Raw genomic sequence first — 16,910 nt, forward strand, 5'->3', positions numbered from 1 at the left:
AGAAACCCATGGCAGATAATCACTACGACGCCATTGTTGTTGGCTCGGGAATCAGTGGCGGTTGGGCGGCGAAGGAGCTGACTGAAAAGGGCCTGAAGGTCCTGATGCTGGAACGTGGCCGTAACATCGAGCACGTCAAGGACTACGTCAACGCGATGAAGGAGGCGTGGGACTTCCCGCACCGCAATCGGCCAACGCAGGCGATGAAGGCCGACTTCCCGGTGCTGATGCGCGATTACGGCCTGGCCGAAAATCTGGAAGGAATGTGGGCCAACGAACAGGACTCGCCCTACATCGAGACCAAACGTTTCGACTGGTTCCGTGGCTACCACGTCGGCGGCCGCTCGCTGCTGTGGGGGCGGCAGAGTTATCGCTTCTCCGATCTGGATTTCGAGGCGAACCTCAAGGATGGGATCGCTGCTGACTGGCCGATCCGCTACGCCGACATCGCGCCGTGGTACGACCATGTGGAAAAGTTCGCGGGCATCGCCGGCACGCGCGAAGGACTGGACGTGCTGCCGGACGGTGAGTTCCTGCCGCCGATTCCCTTGAACATCGTCGAGAAGGATGTGGCCGCGCGTATCAAGAAGGCCTTCGGCGGAACGCGCCACATGATCCACTCGCGCACCGCCAACATCACCAAGCCGATGCCCGAGCAGGGGCGCGTCAACTGCCAGTACCGCAACAAGTGCATCCTGGGCTGTCCCTTCGGTGCCTACTTCTCGACCCAGGCGGCGACGCTGCCAGCGGCGATGAAGACCGGCAACCTGACCTTGCGTCCGTTCTCGATCGTCAAGGAAGTGCTCTATGACAAGGATCGCAAGCGTGCGCGTGGCGTGGAGGTGATCGACGCCGAAACCGGCCAGACCTACCAGTACACCGCCAAGGTGATCTTCCTCAATGCGTCGTCGTTCAACTCGACGTGGCTGCTGATGAATTCGGCGACCGATGTCTGGGACGGCGGGCTGGGCTCTTCGTCCGGTGAGTTGGGGCACAACGTTATGGATCATCATTTCGGTGCGGGTGCCTCGGGCCGGGTCGAGGGCTACGAAGACAAGTACTACTTCGGCCGCCGTCCCTGCGGTTTCTACATTCCGCGCTTCCGCAACGTCGCAGCCGACAAGCGTGGCTACCTGCGCGGGTTCGGCTACCAGGGCGGTGCCAGCCGAAACGGCTGGTCGCGCGAGATCGCCGAGCTGAACATCGGCGCCGACCTGAAGGAAGCGCTGACCGTGCCGGGTGACTGGCGCATCGGCATGACCGGGTTCGGTGAAATGCTGCCGCACCACGACAATACAATCCGCCTGGACCACGACCGCAAGGACAAGTGGGGGCTGCCGGTGCTGGCGATGGACGTTGCCATGCGTGCCAACGAACTGGCGATGCGCAAGGACATGGCCGCCGATGCTGCCGAGATGCTGGAGGCGGCCGGCGTCAAGGACGTGAAGATGCACGACAACGACTATGCCCCGGGCAAGGGCATCCACGAGATGGGGACCGCGCGCATGGGACGTGATCGCAAGAGCTCGGTGCTGAACCAGCACAACCAGGTCTGGGATGCTCCCAACGTCTATGTGACCGACGGTGCCTGCATGACCTCCAGCGCCTGCGTGAATCCCTCGCTGACCTACATGGCACTGACCGCGCGCGCGGCCGACCACGCGGTACGCGAACTGAAAGCGGGGAACCTCTGATGGATCGTCGCGAACTGCTGAAGATGATCGTCGCCGCCACCGGCGCGGCCATGGTTGGATTGCCTGCGCTTGTGCAGGGGCAGGCACCGGCGGGCGCCACGAAGATCCATTTCTCCGATGCCGATGTCGGCACGCTGGACGAGATCGCCGAGACCATCCTGCCGCGGACCCGGACACCTGGCGCGAAGGACGCCGGTGCCGGGTTGTTCATGGCGACATTCGTCAGCGATTGCTATACCGCCCGGCAGCAGGCGGCGTTTCGCGCCGGCCTGGCCGACATCGACAAACGCGCAGGTGGCCGCTTCGTATCGCTCACACCGGAAGCCCGCACCGGGTTGCTGCGAACGCTGGACGCTGAAGCGAAGGCACGCCCTGCCGACGTGACCGAGACCGGCACACCAGAAGAGGGCGAGGCGATGCCGCACTACTTCACGATGCTCAAGCAGTTGGCCATCTTCGGCTTCTTCACCTCCAAGGTCGGCGCGACAGGGGTGCTGCAGTACGTCGCGGTGCCGGGTCGTTACGACGGCGACCTTGCCTATGTTCCCGGCACGCCGGCGTGGGGAACCAGCTGATGGACGATATTCTGATGATCCGCTCTCTGTTGATGGCCACCGCCCTGCTGGCCGCAGTACCTGCCTACGCGCAGAGCGGTGCCGACGCTGCGCGTGACCCGAAGAAGACCGAGGTGTGGACGCCGGTGCCTGCAGTCGTGGAAACGCCCGCGGGCAAAGCGCCGTCCGACGCCATCGTGCTGTTCGATGGCAAGGACGCCTCGGCGTGGGAGGCAGAGCAGGGCGGGCGCGTGCCCTGGACCGTCGCCGATGGCGCGATGACCGTGGTGCCGGGCAGCAAAGGCATCCGCACCCGACAGCGCTTCTGCGATGTCCAGGTGCATGTCGAATGGCGTACCCCCACCGAGACGAAGGGCTTCGACGGCCAGAACCGCGGCAACAGCGGTATCTTCCTGCAGGAACTGTATGAACTGCAGGTGCTCGACAGTTACAACAACCCGACGTATGCCAACGGCCAGGCGGGCTCGATCTACAAGCAGGCCATGCCACGGGTGAACGCCTCGCGCGCACCGGGCCAGTGGCAGGTTTACGACATCATCTGGAAGGCGCCGCGGTTCTCGCAGGGCGGCGGCCTGACGTCGCCCGCGCGCATCACCGTGCTGCATAACGGCGTGCTGGTCCAGGACGACACCGTGCTGGCAGGCAAGACCGAGTACATCGGTGCGCCTTCGTACGCGCCCCATGCGTGCGCGCCGCTCTATCTGCAGGAGCATGACTCCAAGGTCAGCTACCGCAACATCTGGGTGCGCGAACTGTAGCGCCCACCCGCTATTTCGCCAGGTAGCTGGCGATGTCATCGATTTCCTGTTGCGACAGTTGCGGGAAGGGCGGCATCAATCCGCCGCCCTTCCTGATCTTGTCCTTGATCTGCGCGGGCTGCAGTCGTTTGCTGATGTCGGTGAGCGCGGGAAACGCGCCCGGCATGCCAGCGCGATCGGCACCGTGGCAGGCCGTGCAGTTTGCGCTGTAGAGCTTCGCACCGGCCGCAGGGTCGTCCTTGCACCAGGCCGTGGTCGCAAGCATCGCGCCGCACAGGACCGCGGTCAGGGTGAAGCTCAATTTCAGGCGAGTGTTCAAGCGAGGCTCCTTCGCATCAGCGCAGTGCGCGAGCAGGTTGGTCGATGGCCAGGTGTTCACGCAGGTAGTCCGCGCCGGTCTGGATGACCTTGGCCGGGTTGCGCGGCTGGTCGTGCTCGATGATGTACCAGTGCACGCCCGCGGCGGCCGCGGCTGGCAGGATCGCGTTCCAGTCCAGTACGCCCTGGCCGACGGCGGCGAATCCGCCTTCGTCTTCAGCCTGGCCCTTGGGCGCATTGTCCTTGGCGTGCACCGCGAACACGCGATCACGGAATTTTCCCAGCATCACGGCCGGGTCCAGGCCCGCACGTGCGACCCAGGCCAGGTCCAGCTCGGTCTGCAGGTCGGGGCCGGCCGCTGCGAACAGCAGCTCCAGTCCGGTGCTGCCATCGAAGTCGACCAGCTCGAAGTCGTGGTTGTGATAGGCCAGGCGCATGCCCTTGGCTCGTACCTGTTTCGCGATCCTGCCCAGCTCCTGGCCCAGTGCGGTCCAGCCCGCGGCGTCTGTCGGCCGATCCTTCGCATCCAGGTACGGCACCACCAGCGTGGTGTTGCCGATCGACCGGTTGAACGTCACCACGCCGTCCAGATCATTGCGCAGCTCGGCCAGCGGCACATGCGACGAAACCGCCTTGATCGAATACCGGTCCAGCAGCCGCTTGAGCTCCGCAGCGCTGGCGTTCTGCGTGCCGACCGTCTCCACTGCGTGCACACCGGCGTCGTGGACGATCTTCAGCTGCTGGTCGAGCGACCCGGCGTTGCGCAGGGTATACATCTGCACCGCGATCGGTTTCTGCGTGCTGGCGGCTTCGTCCGCGAAAGCGGGCAGGGTGGCGAACAGCAGGATGAGACTTGCACTTCTACGGAAAAGAGCTTTCATCAACAGATCCTCCCGGGATTCAACCGATGGTGGTCCAGGCACGCGACCTGGCCGATGCAATGACACGGTCAACGATCTGCGCCGAGCGCAGGCCGTCCTCGAAGGTCGGCAGGCCCTGCGGCCGCTCGCCTTCAATGGCGCGATAGGTGTCGGCGACAAACGCCTCGAAACACTGGGCGTAGCCCTGTGCATGCCCGGCCGGCAGCACGGAAAGGCGGCGCTGATCGTCACTGCCGGCACCGGGGCCGCGTACGAAGATCTTCTCGCGCTGGTCGGGCAGGCCGATCCACAGTCGTTCGGCATCCTCCTGGTTGAAGGCCACACTGGCCTTGGCGCCATCGATCTCGAACCAGAGGCGGTTGTGGCGTCCGGCCGAGACCTGGCTGACCGTCAATGACGCCAGCGTGCCGGCGTCGGTCCTGAACATCGCCGCAGCCACGTCTTCGCTCGTGACGGCCTGCATCGCGCTGGCGGCCGTTGGCGTGCTGAAGCTCTGCCCGCTGACGGCGCCGCGCTCGGCGATTACCGTGGAGAACGCCGCGCTGACCTCGGCGAAACGTTCGCCGCTGATCCATTCCACCAGGTCGCACCAGTGCGAACCAATGTCGGCGAACACGCGCGAAGTGCCTCCCAACGCGGGGTCCACGCGCCAGTTGTTGCTGGCCGGGTCCAGCAGCCAGTCCTGCAGGTAGCTGCCGTGGATCAGGTGCAACGGCCCCAGATCGCCCTGGGCGATGCGTGCGCGCGCCTCGCGGACCACGGGGTGGTAGCGGTAGACGAAGGGTACCGTGGCCACAAGGCCGCGCGAGGCCGCCAGCGCAGCCAACGTCTGTGCATCTTCCAGCGAGGTGGCCAGCGGCTTCTCGCAGATCACGTGCTTGCCGGCTTCCAGCGCAGCCTGGGCCATCGCGCGGTGCAGGTGATTGGGCGTGCAGACGTGCACAACCTGCACCTGCGGGTCGGTGATCACCTCGTCGATATCCCGATAGGCACGCGCGACATTCCAGGACTGCGCTGCCTCATGTGAACGCTGCGGTGACGAGGCGGCCACGCCGCGTACCTCGGCACCCGCCAGCAGTGCCGCGCGACGATGCACTGCGCCGATCATGCCGGCGCCGACGATGGCGATTCCAAGCGTGGGCATCGACTGGGATCCTCAGGGCGTGGAGGGCGCGGCCGTGGCCGCCGGCCGGTCGCGGAACAGCAGCAGGAAGGCGACCAGCACCACCAGTGCAACGCCTGCCGGGAACAGCCAGATCTGCTGCCAGTCGGGGCCGGCCGCAGTGGTGAAGTGCTCCACCACCGCGCCGGACAGGAAGGTGCCGATCAGCATGCCCACGCCGTAGGTGGCCAGGGTGATGAACCCCTGCGCGCTGCTGCGCGCGGCGGGGCCGGCATGTGCATCGGTGTAGATCTGGCCGGTGACGAAGAAGAAGTCGTAGCAGATGCCGTGCAGCACGATGCCGATCACCAGCAGGGAGAAACCGCCGCCCGCATCGCCGAAGGCGAACATGGCGTAGCGCACCACCCACGCGGCCATGCCCACCGCCAGCATGGTCTTTACCCCCAGCCGGACGAACAGGAACGGCATGGCCAGCATCAGCAGCACTTCGGAGACCTGGCCCAGCGACTGCAGGCCCGCGGCGCCGCGCACGCCCAGGTCGTTGAGGTACGGGTTGGTGAAGTTGTAATAGAACGACAGTGGGATGCAGATGGCGATGGAGGCCAGGAAGAACACCAGATAGGCGCGCGACTTCAGCAGCCGCAGCGAATCCAGCCCCAGGATCTGCCCGAGGCCGGCATCGCGCTGCTGCGCCAGCGGCGGCGTGTGCGGCAGGGTGAAGGCATACAGGCCCAGCAGCAGTGATGCCAGCGCCGCCATCCGGAACGTCAGTTCAAGCCGATGCGCCTGTTCCCAGCCCAGCCAGCCGATCAGCACACCGGCCACGATCCAGCCGACGCTGCCGGCCACGCGCACCAGCGGGAACTGCTTCTCCGGCGACTGCATGTGCCGCATCGCCACGCTGTTGGCCAGTGCCAGCGTCGGCATGAACAGCAGCATGTAGCCCATCACGCAGGCGGAGAACGTGCTGAAGCTGTCTGCTGTGGAGGCCAGCCACAGCAGCACCGCACCGGCCAGGTGCAGCACCGCCAGGATGCGCTGCGCGGCGAAGTAGCGATCCGCGATCAGGCCGACCAGGAACGGCGCGACGATGGCGCCGATGGACTGGCTGAGGAATGCCGTTGCCACCTGGCTCGCGCTGGCCTGCAGCGGGCCCTGCACCAGATAGGTACCCAGGGTGACGAACCACGCCCCCCAGATGAAGAACTGTAGAAACATCATCGCGCCCAAGCGCGACATGGCGTGCGTCATGGCTTGCCCTCCCGGGGCGGTGTCGGCTCAGATTCCCAGCATGCGGTGCAGTGATCCGGCGTCCGTGCCGCTGTCGGCAAAGTCGTCGAAGGCGCGCTCGGTCACGCGGATGATGTGGTCGCGGATGAAGGCGGCGCCCTCGCGTGCGCCGTCTTCCGGGTGCTTCAGGCAGCACTCCCATTCCAGTACCGCCCATCCGGGGAAGTCGTACTGGGCGAACTTGGAGAAGATCGCCTTGAAGTCGATCTGGCCGTCGCCGAGTGAACGGAACCGGCCCGGGCGATCGATCCAGTCCTGGTAGCCGCCATACACGCCACTGCAGGCGCTGGCGCGGTACTCCGCGTCCTTGACGTGGAAGATGCCGATGCGCGCGTGGTAGCGATCAATGAAACCCAGATAGTCCATCTGCTGCAGCAGCAGGTGGCTGGGGTCGTACAGGATCTTCGCGCGCGGGTGGTGATCAACCACGTCGAGGAAGCGTTCGAAGGTCGCACCGTCGTGCAGGTCCTCCCCCGGGTGGATCTCGAAGCACAGGTCCACGCCGCAGGCGTCATACGCATCGAGGATGGGGCGCCAGCGGCGGCCGAGTTCGGCGAAGGCTTCTTCCACCAGGCCGGGCGGGCGCTGCGGCCAAGGATAGAAGTAGGGCCAGGCCAGTGCGCCGGAGAAGGAGGCGTGTGCGGTCAGTCCCAGCCGCTGGCTGGCCTTGGCTGCCAGCAGCAGCTGCTCCACTGCCCAGGCCTGGCGCGCAGACGGGTCGCCGCGCTTTTCCGGCGGTGCGAATCCGTCGAACAGGCTGTCATAGGCGGGATGGACGGCGACCAGCTGCCCCTGCAGGTGGGTGGACAGTTCGGTGATCTGTACGCCATGCCCGGCCAGCATGCCGGCAAGGTCGTCGCAGTACGCCTGGCTGCGTGCGGCCTCGGCCAGGTCGAACAGGTGGGGCGCGCTGGTCGGCACTTGTACGCCAGAATAGCCCAGGCCTGCGGCCCAGCCGGCCAGCGTGTCCAGCCGATCAAAAGGAGCTGTGTCGCCGATGAACTGCGCCAGGAACAGCGCTGGACCCTTGAGCGTCTTCAACGTGATTCGCCCTCGATGCAATCGATTGCATTATCCTAGCAGGGGCTCACGCAGGACCTGTTGTGCAGTGCACAGCGGGCAGGAGATCTAACGCCATGGCCACCATCTACGACATCGCAAAGCACGTCGGCGTCTCCGCAGGCACAGTGTCGCGGGCGCTTTCGCGGCCGGACAAAGTCCTGCCGGCGACCCGCGCGCGTATCGAGCAGGCTGCCGCCGCGCTGGGCTATGTGCCCAACACGGTGGCCCGCACGCTCAAGACCCAGCGCAGCGGCAAGATCCTGGTCACCGTCCCGGACATCGCCAATCCGTTCTTCGCCCAGATCCTGCAGGGTGCGGAGGACGCCGCGCAGGCCGTTGGCTACGCGGTCCTGCTGGGCGATACCCAGCATCAACCGGATCGCGAGGAGCGCTATGCGCAGATGCTCCGGCGCAACGAGGCCGACGGCATGATCGTGCTGGGCCATCGGCTGCCACCGACGGCGCGCGAGATTGTCCAGCAGAGGGGGGCTGCTGCGCCGGTGGTCAACGGCTGCGAGTTCGATCCTTCGCTGGGCATCCCCAGCGTCCACATCGACAATGCCGCCGCCGCGCGCGCGGTGATGGAACACCTGTATGGGCTGGGACACGAACGCATTGCGGTGGTCGGTGGCCCCCCCGACAATCCGCTGCACCAGCAACGGCTGGAAGGGGTGCGGGCGGCCGGCAAGGCGCGTGGACGCCTGCGCCAGCTGAACATCGTGCCGGGTGACTTTTCGGTGGAGTCCGGCCATGCCGCCGCGATGGCGATGTTGGCCGCCGCGCCGGTACCGACTGCCGTCTTCTGTTTCAGCGACCAGATGGCGCTGGGCACCCTGGCGGCCTGTCGGGAGCTGGGCCTCCGAGTGCCGGAGGATCTGTCCATCGTCGGCTTTGACGACCTGGCCTCCTCGCGCTACCTCACGCCGCCACTGACGACGATCAGACAGCCGATGCGGGAGATTGGTGAGCGCGCGGTCAACCTGCTGCTTGCCATCATCGAACACTTGGATGTGCCGCTGCAGCAGACGCTGGATTTCAGCCTGATGCTGCGGGGCTCGACGGCTGCACCCAGGGCCGGGTGAGGGCAGGACAGAGCGCGCTGCCTCACTGATTGTCGCCAGATGGCTTCTGCAACCTTGATCCCGAATTGACGCAGAGCTGTCAGACTCACTGCAGGCAGCCCGGCAAGGGCCTTGGTGGCAGCTGCGATCGCTCAAGGGGGTCGGCAATGCCGTTCTTGACGGACTCGACCGAGGTCTCGGTCGAAGGCATCGGCGCGGCACGGCGCATCGGCTGGATGCGTTTCGTGGGCAACGGGTTGGGGGCGATCCCCATTGCTTCGATCATGCTCGAACGCCAGGACGGTGCGCTGGCGTGGAGCCTGCTGCTGCTCAATGCGCTGGCTTGGCCGGCGCTCGCCCTCGTGCTGACCCATCGCTCACGGCAGCCCGCGGTGGTCCAGTTCCGCTGCATGGTGATCGATTCCTTCTTTGGCGGTGGCTGGATCGCCTTCATGGGACTCAGCGTGGTGCCCAGTGCATTGTTCGCCGCGCTGCTGGTCGCCGACAAGATCGCCGCCGGCGGGGTGAAGCTGGCGGTACGGGCCACACTGGCGCTGGCAGTGGGGTTCGCGCTCACCTGGTGGGTACTCGGGTTTCCCTATCAGCCGGTGTCATCGCAGCGCACGATCGTACTCAGTGTGCCGTTCCTGTTCGTCTACGGCATCGGCCTCAGCATCCTCAGCTGGCAGCTGGCGCGGCGGGTGAAATCGCAGAACCGCCAGTTGAAGCGGCTGAGCCGGATGGACCCTCTGGTGGAGCTGGCCAACCGCGGCTTCCTGATCGTCCGCGCGCAGCAGGCCCTGGACAAGGCGCAGGGGCAGGGTGGTTTCGCCTGCCTGCTGATGCTTGATGTGGATGACTTCAAGCGCATCAATGACTCGCATGGTCATCGTGCCGGGGACGAAGTGCTGCGCCATATCGCCTCCACCTTGCGCGCCTTCGCCCGGCCCGGCGATACCCCTGCGCGGCTGGGAGGCGACGAGTTCGTCGTGCTGCTGCAGGACTGTGCGCCCATCGATGCGATGCATGTGGCGGAGCGGGTTCGCCTGCAACTTCTGGAAGCAGCACGGCAGGCAACGCCGGGCATCGAGTTCAGCGTCAGCATCGGCATTGCTGCCACCCCGCGCGGCGGCAGCGTCGAGGACTGGCTGGCATTGGCCGACCGCGCGCTCTACCACGCCAAGCGCCAGGGCAAGAACAACGCCAGCTATGGCGAATGAGTCGGCGCGGGCTGCAGCAGTGCTGTCGCAGCACGAGGCCTGATGCCCGTTCATCCTGCACCCGGAATCGTCGTCGCCAATCCTCTACCATGGGCCACCCCGCCCGGACGCGCCGCCCATGCAAGACGCCCTCGTTGCCCAGCCCAAGCCCCCCGTTCCGAGGATCGCGGCCTGGCTGATGATGCTGCTGGGCATGTGGCTGGCGTTGAAGCTGGGCCTGGTGGTGACCCTGCTGTCGGGGCTGCTGGTGTTCCAGCTGACCCACGTGCTGGCGTCGACCGTGGAAGGCAGGCTGCCACCGGGAAGGGCGCGGGCAATCGCGGTGATCGTGCTGTCGGCGATCATCATCAGCGGACTGGTGCTGGCCGGCATTGGCGTGGCGTCGTTCTTCCGCAACGAGACCGGCGGGCCGGACGCGCTGCTGGCGCGGCTGATGGACATCCTCAATTCTTCGCGCCACCAGGTACCGGCGCTGCTGCAGCCGTATATCCCTGAAGACATGCCGGCGCTGCGTGCGGCGCTGAATGACTGGGCCGCCGAACACCAGCGCCAGCTGGGCGTGGCCGGCACGTCGGTGGTGCAGGTGGGCGTGCGCGTACTGATCGGCATGGTGCTGGGGGCGATGATCGCGCTGTATGACGAACTGCCGCTGCCGAAGATGGGGCCGCTGGCGCAGGAACTGATCGGGCGCACCAGCCGCCTGGCCACCGCGTTCCGCCAGGTGGTGTTCGCGCAGGTGAAGATCTCGCTGCTCAACACCGTGTTCACTGCCATCTTCCTGCTGGGCGTGCTGCCGTTGTTCGGCGTGCACCTGCCACTGTCCAAGACACTGGTATTGATCACCTTCATCGCCGGCCTGCTGCCAGTGGTGGGCAACATCATCTCCAACACGATCATCACCATCGTCGCGCTGTCAGTCTCGTTCTACGTGGCCGTGGCCGCGCTGCTGTACCTGATCGTGATCCACAAACTGGAATACTTCCTCAACGCGCGCATCGTCGGCGGTGAAATCCAGGCCCGCGCATGGGAGCTGCTGCTGGCCATGCTGGTGATGGAAGCGGCGTTCGGCCTGCCCGGGCTGGTGGCGGCGCCGGTGTTCTACGCTTACGTGAAACGCGAACTGGTCGACCAGCGCTGGATCTGACCCGGCGTGACCTGTCGCATCTGACAGGCTGGACGGGGGGCGCCGGCGTTGTCGGCGCGTTCGCGCGCGCTGCGCTATATCCACCCCGGCGGATCGTACGGCGCTGGCTTGGCGCCGCCGGAGCCGCTCGCTACAGTGAGCCGCACTTCAGGGGAATTCTGCATGGCCGGCAAGGCATCGCCCATCAGGTTGCGGACCTGGGTCTGGATCCTGGCTGGGCTGTTCGTGGTGTGCACGCTGCCGTTGATGGCCATCGCCCTGGTCCAGGGCACGCTGCGCTACACCGGCGCCGAAGACAACCTGACCAGCCTGCGCCAGCTGCGGCAGACCTTCGATCTCGCCAACCTGGCTTCGGCCGAGCGCGGTCCGGCCAACAGCCTGCTGGGGGCTGACCCGGCCGACGCCGCCGAACAGGCGCGGCTGGCCGCGCAGCTGGCGGCCGCGCGCAAGCGGGTCGACACCGCCATGCTGCAGCTGGAGACCGTGTTCAAGAACGACCCGGGCGTGCTGGATGAGCGTGGCCTGCTGGCCGACGCGCAACGTCGCCTGCAGTCGGCGCGGGCTGCGGTGGACCGGGTGGTGGCGCAACCGCACGATGCGCGCCGGGTGGAGGCGGTGGAGCGTGCGATCAGTGGCATGTTCGCCGTGGTTGATCGCCTGCACCTGCTGACCTCGGCACAGATCAACGTGCTGGTCAGCGCCGACCGTGAAGCGGCGATTCCGGCGATGCAGGGCCAGGTGCTGATCGATCTTCGCGAACATGGCGGCCGCCTGGCCTCGAACGTGATGGCGCCGGTCGCGGTACCGGGGGCATGGCGCGAGGAGCAGGTACGCGCTGCACTGCAGACCGAGGGCCGCCTGCTGGAGCTGTGGCGGTTGGCGGGCAGCCATGAGTCGGTGTTCCGCAGCGACCCGGAACTGTCATGGCACTGGGACATGGCACGACGGCAGTTCTTCGGCGAATCGCTGCCGATGATCGAGCAGTTGATCGAGGATGGCCGCCGTGGTGTACCACCGCCGTGGACCGCTGCCGAGTTCACCACGCGCTACGTGCCTACCCTGCAGTCGCTGGAAGCCCTGCGTGATGGCTACCTGAGCGTGTCCATCGCCCGCTACGAACGCACCCGCAACCGCGAGGCCATGCGCCTGGCTGTGCTGGTGGCGACCGCGCTGGGCACGCTGGTGGTGCTGGGCGTGGCCCTGCGCATCGCCCACCTGCAGATCCTGCAGCCACTGCTGCAGGCGCAGAAGCAGGTGATCCAGCTCGCCACGGATGCACCTGGCCCGGAGCAGCATGTCACCCATCCGCTGGCCGAGATGCAGCGCCTGTTCGACGCCATCGAAGTACTGCGTGAGAAATCGCGCGAGCGCTCGGCACTGACCAGCGAGCTGCGCCAGCTCGCCGGCACCGACGAGCTGACCGGACTGTTGAACCGGCGCGCGCTGGATGAGGTGGTGCAGCAGAGGCACGCCGGAGGCGATGCAAGCGCCGTGGTGATCCTGCTGGATGTGGATCGCTTCAAGGCGATCAACGATGGCCATGGCCATGAAGCTGGCGACGAAGTGCTGGTGCAGGTGGCGCAGTTGCTGCAGCGCCACCTGCGCCGCAGCGACAGCATCGCCCGCTATGGTGGTGAGGAGTTCCTGGTGCTGCTGGCCGACGGTGATCTGGCCGGTGGCCGCCAGCTGGCCGAGTCATTGCGATTGGCCCTGCAGCAGATGGACATCGAGCTGGCCGGTGGCACCGTGCTGCGGGTGACCGCCAGTTTCGGCGTGGCCGAGGGCGGCACCGACGCGCTCGGCTGGCGCACCCTGCTGCGTGCCGCCGATGCGGCCATGTACCGGGCCAAGGCGCAGGGGCGCGATCGGGTACGGGTGGCGGGGGGCGGTCGCATCACGCGCTGATGGCACGCGTCAGCCAATGCGTGCATGCACCCGTCGCAGCGTCTGCAGGATCGCCCGGCGCGCGATGGGGCGTGCAGCTGCTGCAAACGCAGGTGGGGTGGTGAGCAGCGCGTCACGCACGCGCCACGCGCCCTATCTCGCTTTCTGTGAAGAAGCCGACATTGACCTTCCACGCTTCGGTCACCACTCTGCGCAGACGCTGGGATTCCACTTGATGAAGGACGACACCATGACCCAGCTCACACTGCCCGAACTGGCCAAGAAGATGGCCGACATCGATTTCACCATGCTGCAGACCCGCGCCGGCGGAGAAATTGCCGGTCGTCCGATGAGCAACAACGGTGACGTGGACTACGACGGTGACAGCTGGTTCTTCACCACAGAAGACACCGACATGGTGCACGAGATTGAGGCTGACCCCGCCGTTGCGCTGGGTTTTTCCGGCAGCAGGTCACTGCTGGGCAAGCCGCCGTTGTTCGTGCACGTGCAGGGAAGGGCGGCGCTGGTGCGCGATCGCGCTGTGATGCGCGCGCACTGGGTGAAGGATCTTGAGCGCTGGTTCGAGCAGGGCGTGGATACACCGGGGCTGGTACTGATTCACGTGCGCGCCAGCCGCATCCACTATTGGGATGGCGAGGACCAGGGCGAAATGGCAGTCTGACCCGGCAGCGGGAGGCTGGTGGCCATCGCGGCCATTGCGCGGCGCGCCAGGCCTTTGCCATCCTCCCTGCTGTTTTCCGTAGCGTGGAATCCCGATGCGTCCTGCGTTCTTCTGGCTGGCTTTGGCCCTGCTGCCCACCCTGGCGGTGGCGCAACCCGCGCGTACGCCCAAGGCCAAGGCCCCGGCGCAGGATCCCTTCAGCGAGCTGTTCGACACCGCCTGCATGCAGCACATCGGTGCCCCGGCGCGGTTGCAGTCGCTGATGGAATCCAATGGGCTGTCGCCGCTGCAGCCCGCCGAAGCCGCCACGCTGTTGCAGGGGCAATCGGGCGTGGCGTGGATGGTGCCTCTGGCCAGTGGCCGCTATGCGGTGAGCTGGGCGGACGATGGCACGTGTACGGTCTACGCGGAAAAGGCCGACGCGGCGGTCGTGCAGAAGGGATTCGCCCGGTTGGTGCAGGCCGCACCCAGGCCGTTGCAGGTGCGATCGCTGCCAGGGCGTGGGCCACTGTCGGCCGATCAGGTGGCCATCCAGTACGGCTGGGCCACGCCGGGGCAGGGCAAGCTGCAGGTGCGCTTCCGCCTGGTCACGCGGCAGGCGGCCGATGCAGGCGTGCAGGCGATGGCCTCGGCGGCCCCGGGCGAAGCGATGCTGGAGCAGGGCGCGCCTGGGCCCTGACAGGGGCCACGCGCGCGATTCAGCCTTTCACGTGGCGTGTGGTATATCGTTTATCGATAAATCCACTCCGGGGCGGCGAGGCCACCCCAATGCCGGAGGCCGCTTGACCGCTCGTCCCGCCCGCGCCAGTCCCGCGCGAGGCCTGTTCACCCTGGCCCAGGCCGCCGTACAGGCCGTCCGGGCGATGTGCTGGCTGGGCATCCTGGCCGCACTGCTGGCCGTGCCGCTGGTCGCCCATGACCGCCGCTGGCTACTCGACAGCGTCCATGATGCCGGTGCTGTTGCCGCGCACGGCAACGACCTGTTCCTGCACTTCTGCCTCGGCCTGGGCGCGATCGTCGCGCTGCTGGTGCTGTGCCTGCTGTTCCTGCGCCATCTGCTGCGGCTGCTGAAGTCGGCGGCGCGCGAGCGGCCGTTCACCCACGCCAACGCGCAGCGCCTGCAACGCATGGCGTGGTTGATTCTGGCGATGGAGCTGCTGTCGATCCTGATCGGCGCTTACGCGGCCTGGATGGGGCCCGACTTCACCTGGATGGAGGTGGGCGGCGGCATGTCGATCACCGGCCTGGTGGCGGTGCTGATGCTGTTCGTGCTGGCGCGCGTGTTCGCCGTGGGCGCAGCGATGCGCGATGACCTCGATGGTGTCATCTGATGGCGATTGTCATCACCCTGGACCGCATGCTGCAGGAACGGGGCATGACCCTGTCCGAGCTGGCCGGGCGCATCGACATCACCCTGGCCAACCTGTCGATCCTGAAAACCGGCAAGGCGCGTGCCATCCGCTTTTCCACCCTGGATGCGATCTGCCGTGAGCTGCAGTGCACGCCCGGTGATCTGCTCGGGCATGACCCGACGCAGGCGCAGGACGCTGACTGAGTGCTTTCCCTTTTTCCCTACCTACTGACGAAACGGACCTGAAATGGAATGGTTGGCTGACCCCTCGATATGGATGGGCCTTGCAACCCTGGTCGTGCTGGAGATCGTTCTCGGCATCGACAACCTGGTGTTCATCGCGATCCTTGCCGACAAGCTTCCGCCGCACCAGCGTGACCGCGCGCGGGTGATCGGCCTGGCGCTGGCCCTGCTGATGCGGCTGGTGCTGCTGGCCGCGCTGGCCTGGATCATGAAGCTGACCGAGCCGCTGTTGACGATGTTCGACCACAGTTTCTCCGGACGCGACCTGATCCTGCTGGGTGGCGGCCTGTTCCTGCTGTTCAAGGGCACCATGGAACTGCATGAGCGGCTGGAAGGCCGCCAGCACGAGGACAATGGCAAGAAGGTCTACGCCAGCTTCGCGATGGTCGTGGCACAGATCGTGGTACTCGACGCGGTGTTCTCGCTGGACTCGGTGATCACTGCGGTCGGCATGGTCGACAACCTGGGCGTGATGTACGCCGCGGTGACCATCGCGATGGCATTGATGCTGGTGGCCAGCAAGCCGCTGACCCGCTTCGTCAACAAGCATCCCACGGTGGTGGTGCTGTGCCTGGGCTTCCTGCTGATGATCGGTTTCAGCCTGGTGGCCGAGGGCCTGGGCTACAAGATCCCGAAGGGCTACCTGTACGCAGCCATCGCCTTCTCGATCCTGGTCGAGGCATTCAACCAGTGGGTACGTTTCAACCGCGAGCGCAACGAGCGCCGCCAGCCGTTCCGCCAACGTACTGCGGATGCGGTGCTGCGCATGCTGGGCGCGCGCCCGACCAATGGCCACGACGACGAAAGTGCTGACGAACACGTCGATGCCGAAGAGCGCCTGCAGCCGGCCGAGCACGAGATGATCCGCAGCGTGCTGGGGCTGGCGGATCGCCCGGTGTCGAGCGTGATGACTGTGCGCGCCGACGTGCAGTGGATCGACCTGGCGCGTGGACAGGACGACGTGGTGGCACGCCTGGTGGCATCGCCGCACACCCGCCTGCTGGTCGGCGACGGCGACCTGGACAGCCTGCGAGGCGTGGTGCAGAGCCGCGACCTGCTGGCCGACCTGCTGCAGGGCAAGCCGCTGCAGCTGGAAGGCAACCTGCGTGAGCCGCAGTACGTGCTGTCCAGCGCCAGTGCGCTGCAGGCGCTGGAACTGATCCGCCAGCACCCGGTGCCGCTGGCGGTGGCGGTGGACGAGTACGGCAGCGTGGAAGGCCTGGTGACCGCCAACGACCTGTTGGCGGCCATTGCCGGTGACCTGGTCGACACCCAGGACGAGCGCTATGGCGTGGTCGTGCAGGGGGAAGGCCAGTGGGAGGCCGACGGTGCGCTGACCCTGGACGATCTGCAGCGCCTGGCTGGCGTATCGCTGCCGCGCAGTGCCGACTACATGACCATCTCCGGCCTGGTGCTGGAGCGCCTGGGACGCCTGCCGGACATCGGTGACGCAGTGGAGATCGCGGATGTACGCATCACCGTACTGGCGATGGAGAAGCGTCGCATTGCCCGCCTGCGCGTGCAGCGCCTCGACGGAATGGCCTGACCCACCTGTTGATGTAGAGCCGAGCCCATGCTCGGCTGCATGTTGAGAAGCCGAGCATGGGCTCGGCTCTACACAACA

The 16,910-nt window shown here is 66.5% G+C and carries 17 protein-coding genes; 12 read left to right on the forward strand and 5 right to left on the reverse strand.

The window, feature by feature from the left end:
• The first annotated feature begins 8 nt into the window (after nucleotides 1–8).
• Genes AC5P6E_RS14450 through AC5P6E_RS14460 form a run of 3 tightly spaced genes read left to right on the forward strand, consistent with a single transcriptional unit; the run spans nucleotide 9 to nucleotide 3,027 of the window.
• The gene (locus tag AC5P6E_RS14450; protein WP_019337067.1) at nucleotides 9–1,694 is read left to right on the forward strand and encodes a GMC oxidoreductase; all 1,686 of its coding nucleotides are present in this window, start codon (nucleotides 9–11) and stop codon (nucleotides 1,692–1,694) included.
• Nucleotides 1,694–2,269, forward strand: coding sequence for a gluconate 2-dehydrogenase subunit 3 family protein (locus AC5P6E_RS14455; protein ID WP_010483485.1), 576 nt, complete (start codon nucleotides 1,694–1,696; stop codon nucleotides 2,267–2,269). The genes AC5P6E_RS14450 and AC5P6E_RS14455 overlap by 1 nt, the downstream gene beginning before the upstream one ends.
• The gene (locus AC5P6E_RS14460; protein WP_235651021.1) at nucleotides 2,269–3,027 is read left to right on the forward strand and encodes a 3-keto-alpha-glucoside-1,2-lyase-like domain-containing protein; all 759 of its coding nucleotides are present in this window, start codon (nucleotides 2,269–2,271) and stop codon (nucleotides 3,025–3,027) included. Before AC5P6E_RS14455 ends, AC5P6E_RS14460 begins: the two co-directional genes overlap by 1 nt.
• A 10-nt stretch (nucleotides 3,028–3,037) precedes the next feature.
• Here the strand turns inward: AC5P6E_RS14460 and AC5P6E_RS14465 are convergent, their stop codons facing one another.
• From AC5P6E_RS14465 to AC5P6E_RS14485, 5 genes are all read right to left on the reverse strand, one after another.
• Nucleotides 3,038–3,292 (reverse strand): c-type cytochrome, encoded by a 255-nt coding sequence (locus tag AC5P6E_RS14465; RefSeq protein ID WP_049480174.1) that lies wholly within the window; start codon nucleotides 3,290–3,292, stop codon nucleotides 3,038–3,040.
• A gap of 70 nt (nucleotides 3,293–3,362) precedes the next feature.
• The gene (locus tag AC5P6E_RS14470) at nucleotides 3,363–4,226 is read right to left on the reverse strand and encodes a TIM barrel protein (protein WP_224329105.1); all 864 of its coding nucleotides are present in this window, start codon (nucleotides 4,224–4,226) and stop codon (nucleotides 3,363–3,365) included.
• A 19-nt stretch (nucleotides 4,227–4,245) separates the two neighbouring features.
• The gene (locus AC5P6E_RS14475; RefSeq protein ID WP_495231065.1) at nucleotides 4,246–5,370 is read right to left on the reverse strand and encodes a Gfo/Idh/MocA family protein; all 1,125 of its coding nucleotides are present in this window, start codon (nucleotides 5,368–5,370) and stop codon (nucleotides 4,246–4,248) included.
• 12 nt (nucleotides 5,371–5,382) lie between these two features.
• Entirely contained in the window at nucleotides 5,383–6,600 is a 1,218-nt protein-coding gene (locus AC5P6E_RS14480; protein WP_019337061.1) for an MFS transporter, read from the reverse strand.
• A gap of 27 nt (nucleotides 6,601–6,627) precedes the next feature.
• Nucleotides 6,628–7,680, reverse strand: a complete 1,053-nt coding sequence (locus AC5P6E_RS14485) for a sugar phosphate isomerase/epimerase family protein (RefSeq protein WP_495231066.1) — start codon at nucleotides 7,678–7,680, stop codon at nucleotides 6,628–6,630.
• A gap of 95 nt (nucleotides 7,681–7,775) precedes the next feature.
• On the opposite strand from AC5P6E_RS14485, the gene AC5P6E_RS14490 reads away from it, so the two are divergent.
• The 9 genes from AC5P6E_RS14490 to AC5P6E_RS14530 all read left to right on the forward strand — a co-directional run bounded on the left by AC5P6E_RS14490 (nucleotide 7,776) and on the right by AC5P6E_RS14530 (nucleotide 16,832).
• Nucleotides 7,776–8,783, forward strand: coding sequence for a LacI family DNA-binding transcriptional regulator (locus tag AC5P6E_RS14490; protein WP_495231067.1), 1,008 nt, complete (start codon nucleotides 7,776–7,778; stop codon nucleotides 8,781–8,783).
• A 146-nt stretch (nucleotides 8,784–8,929) separates the two neighbouring features.
• A complete protein-coding gene (locus AC5P6E_RS14495) occupies nucleotides 8,930–9,982 on the forward strand; it encodes a sensor domain-containing diguanylate cyclase (RefSeq protein WP_099560407.1) in 1,053 nt (350 codons plus the stop codon).
• A gap of 118 nt (nucleotides 9,983–10,100) precedes the next feature.
• On the forward strand, nucleotides 10,101–11,126 hold the full coding sequence (locus AC5P6E_RS14500; protein WP_019337057.1) for an AI-2E family transporter: 1,026 nt from the start codon (nucleotides 10,101–10,103) through the stop codon (nucleotides 11,124–11,126).
• 162 nt (nucleotides 11,127–11,288) lie between these two features.
• The gene (locus AC5P6E_RS14505) at nucleotides 11,289–13,031 is read left to right on the forward strand and encodes a GGDEF domain-containing protein (protein ID WP_019337056.1); all 1,743 of its coding nucleotides are present in this window, start codon (nucleotides 11,289–11,291) and stop codon (nucleotides 13,029–13,031) included.
• Between the two features lie 229 nt (nucleotides 13,032–13,260).
• A complete protein-coding gene (locus AC5P6E_RS14510; protein WP_180849188.1) occupies nucleotides 13,261–13,692 on the forward strand; it encodes a pyridoxamine 5'-phosphate oxidase family protein in 432 nt (143 codons plus the stop codon).
• A gap of 94 nt (nucleotides 13,693–13,786) precedes the next feature.
• Entirely contained in the window at nucleotides 13,787–14,371 is a 585-nt protein-coding gene (locus tag AC5P6E_RS14515) for an NMCC_0638 family (lipo)protein (RefSeq protein ID WP_049455584.1), read from the forward strand.
• A 184-nt stretch (nucleotides 14,372–14,555) separates the two neighbouring features.
• A complete protein-coding gene (locus AC5P6E_RS14520) occupies nucleotides 14,556–15,023 on the forward strand; it encodes a DUF2975 domain-containing protein (RefSeq protein ID WP_495231079.1) in 468 nt (155 codons plus the stop codon).
• Entirely contained in the window at nucleotides 15,023–15,247 is a 225-nt protein-coding gene (locus tag AC5P6E_RS14525) for a helix-turn-helix domain-containing protein (RefSeq protein WP_010483459.1), read from the forward strand. Before AC5P6E_RS14520 ends, AC5P6E_RS14525 begins: the two co-directional genes overlap by 1 nt.
• Nucleotides 15,248–15,290: 43 nt before the next feature.
• Nucleotides 15,291–16,832: a TerC family protein gene (locus AC5P6E_RS14530; protein ID WP_495231068.1), complete on the forward strand. Its 1,542-nt coding sequence runs from the start codon at nucleotides 15,291–15,293 to the stop codon at nucleotides 16,830–16,832.
• Nucleotides 16,833–16,910: the final 78 nt, after the last annotated feature.

The organism is Stenotrophomonas sp. YJH_SMC_16, assembly GCF_059367875.1.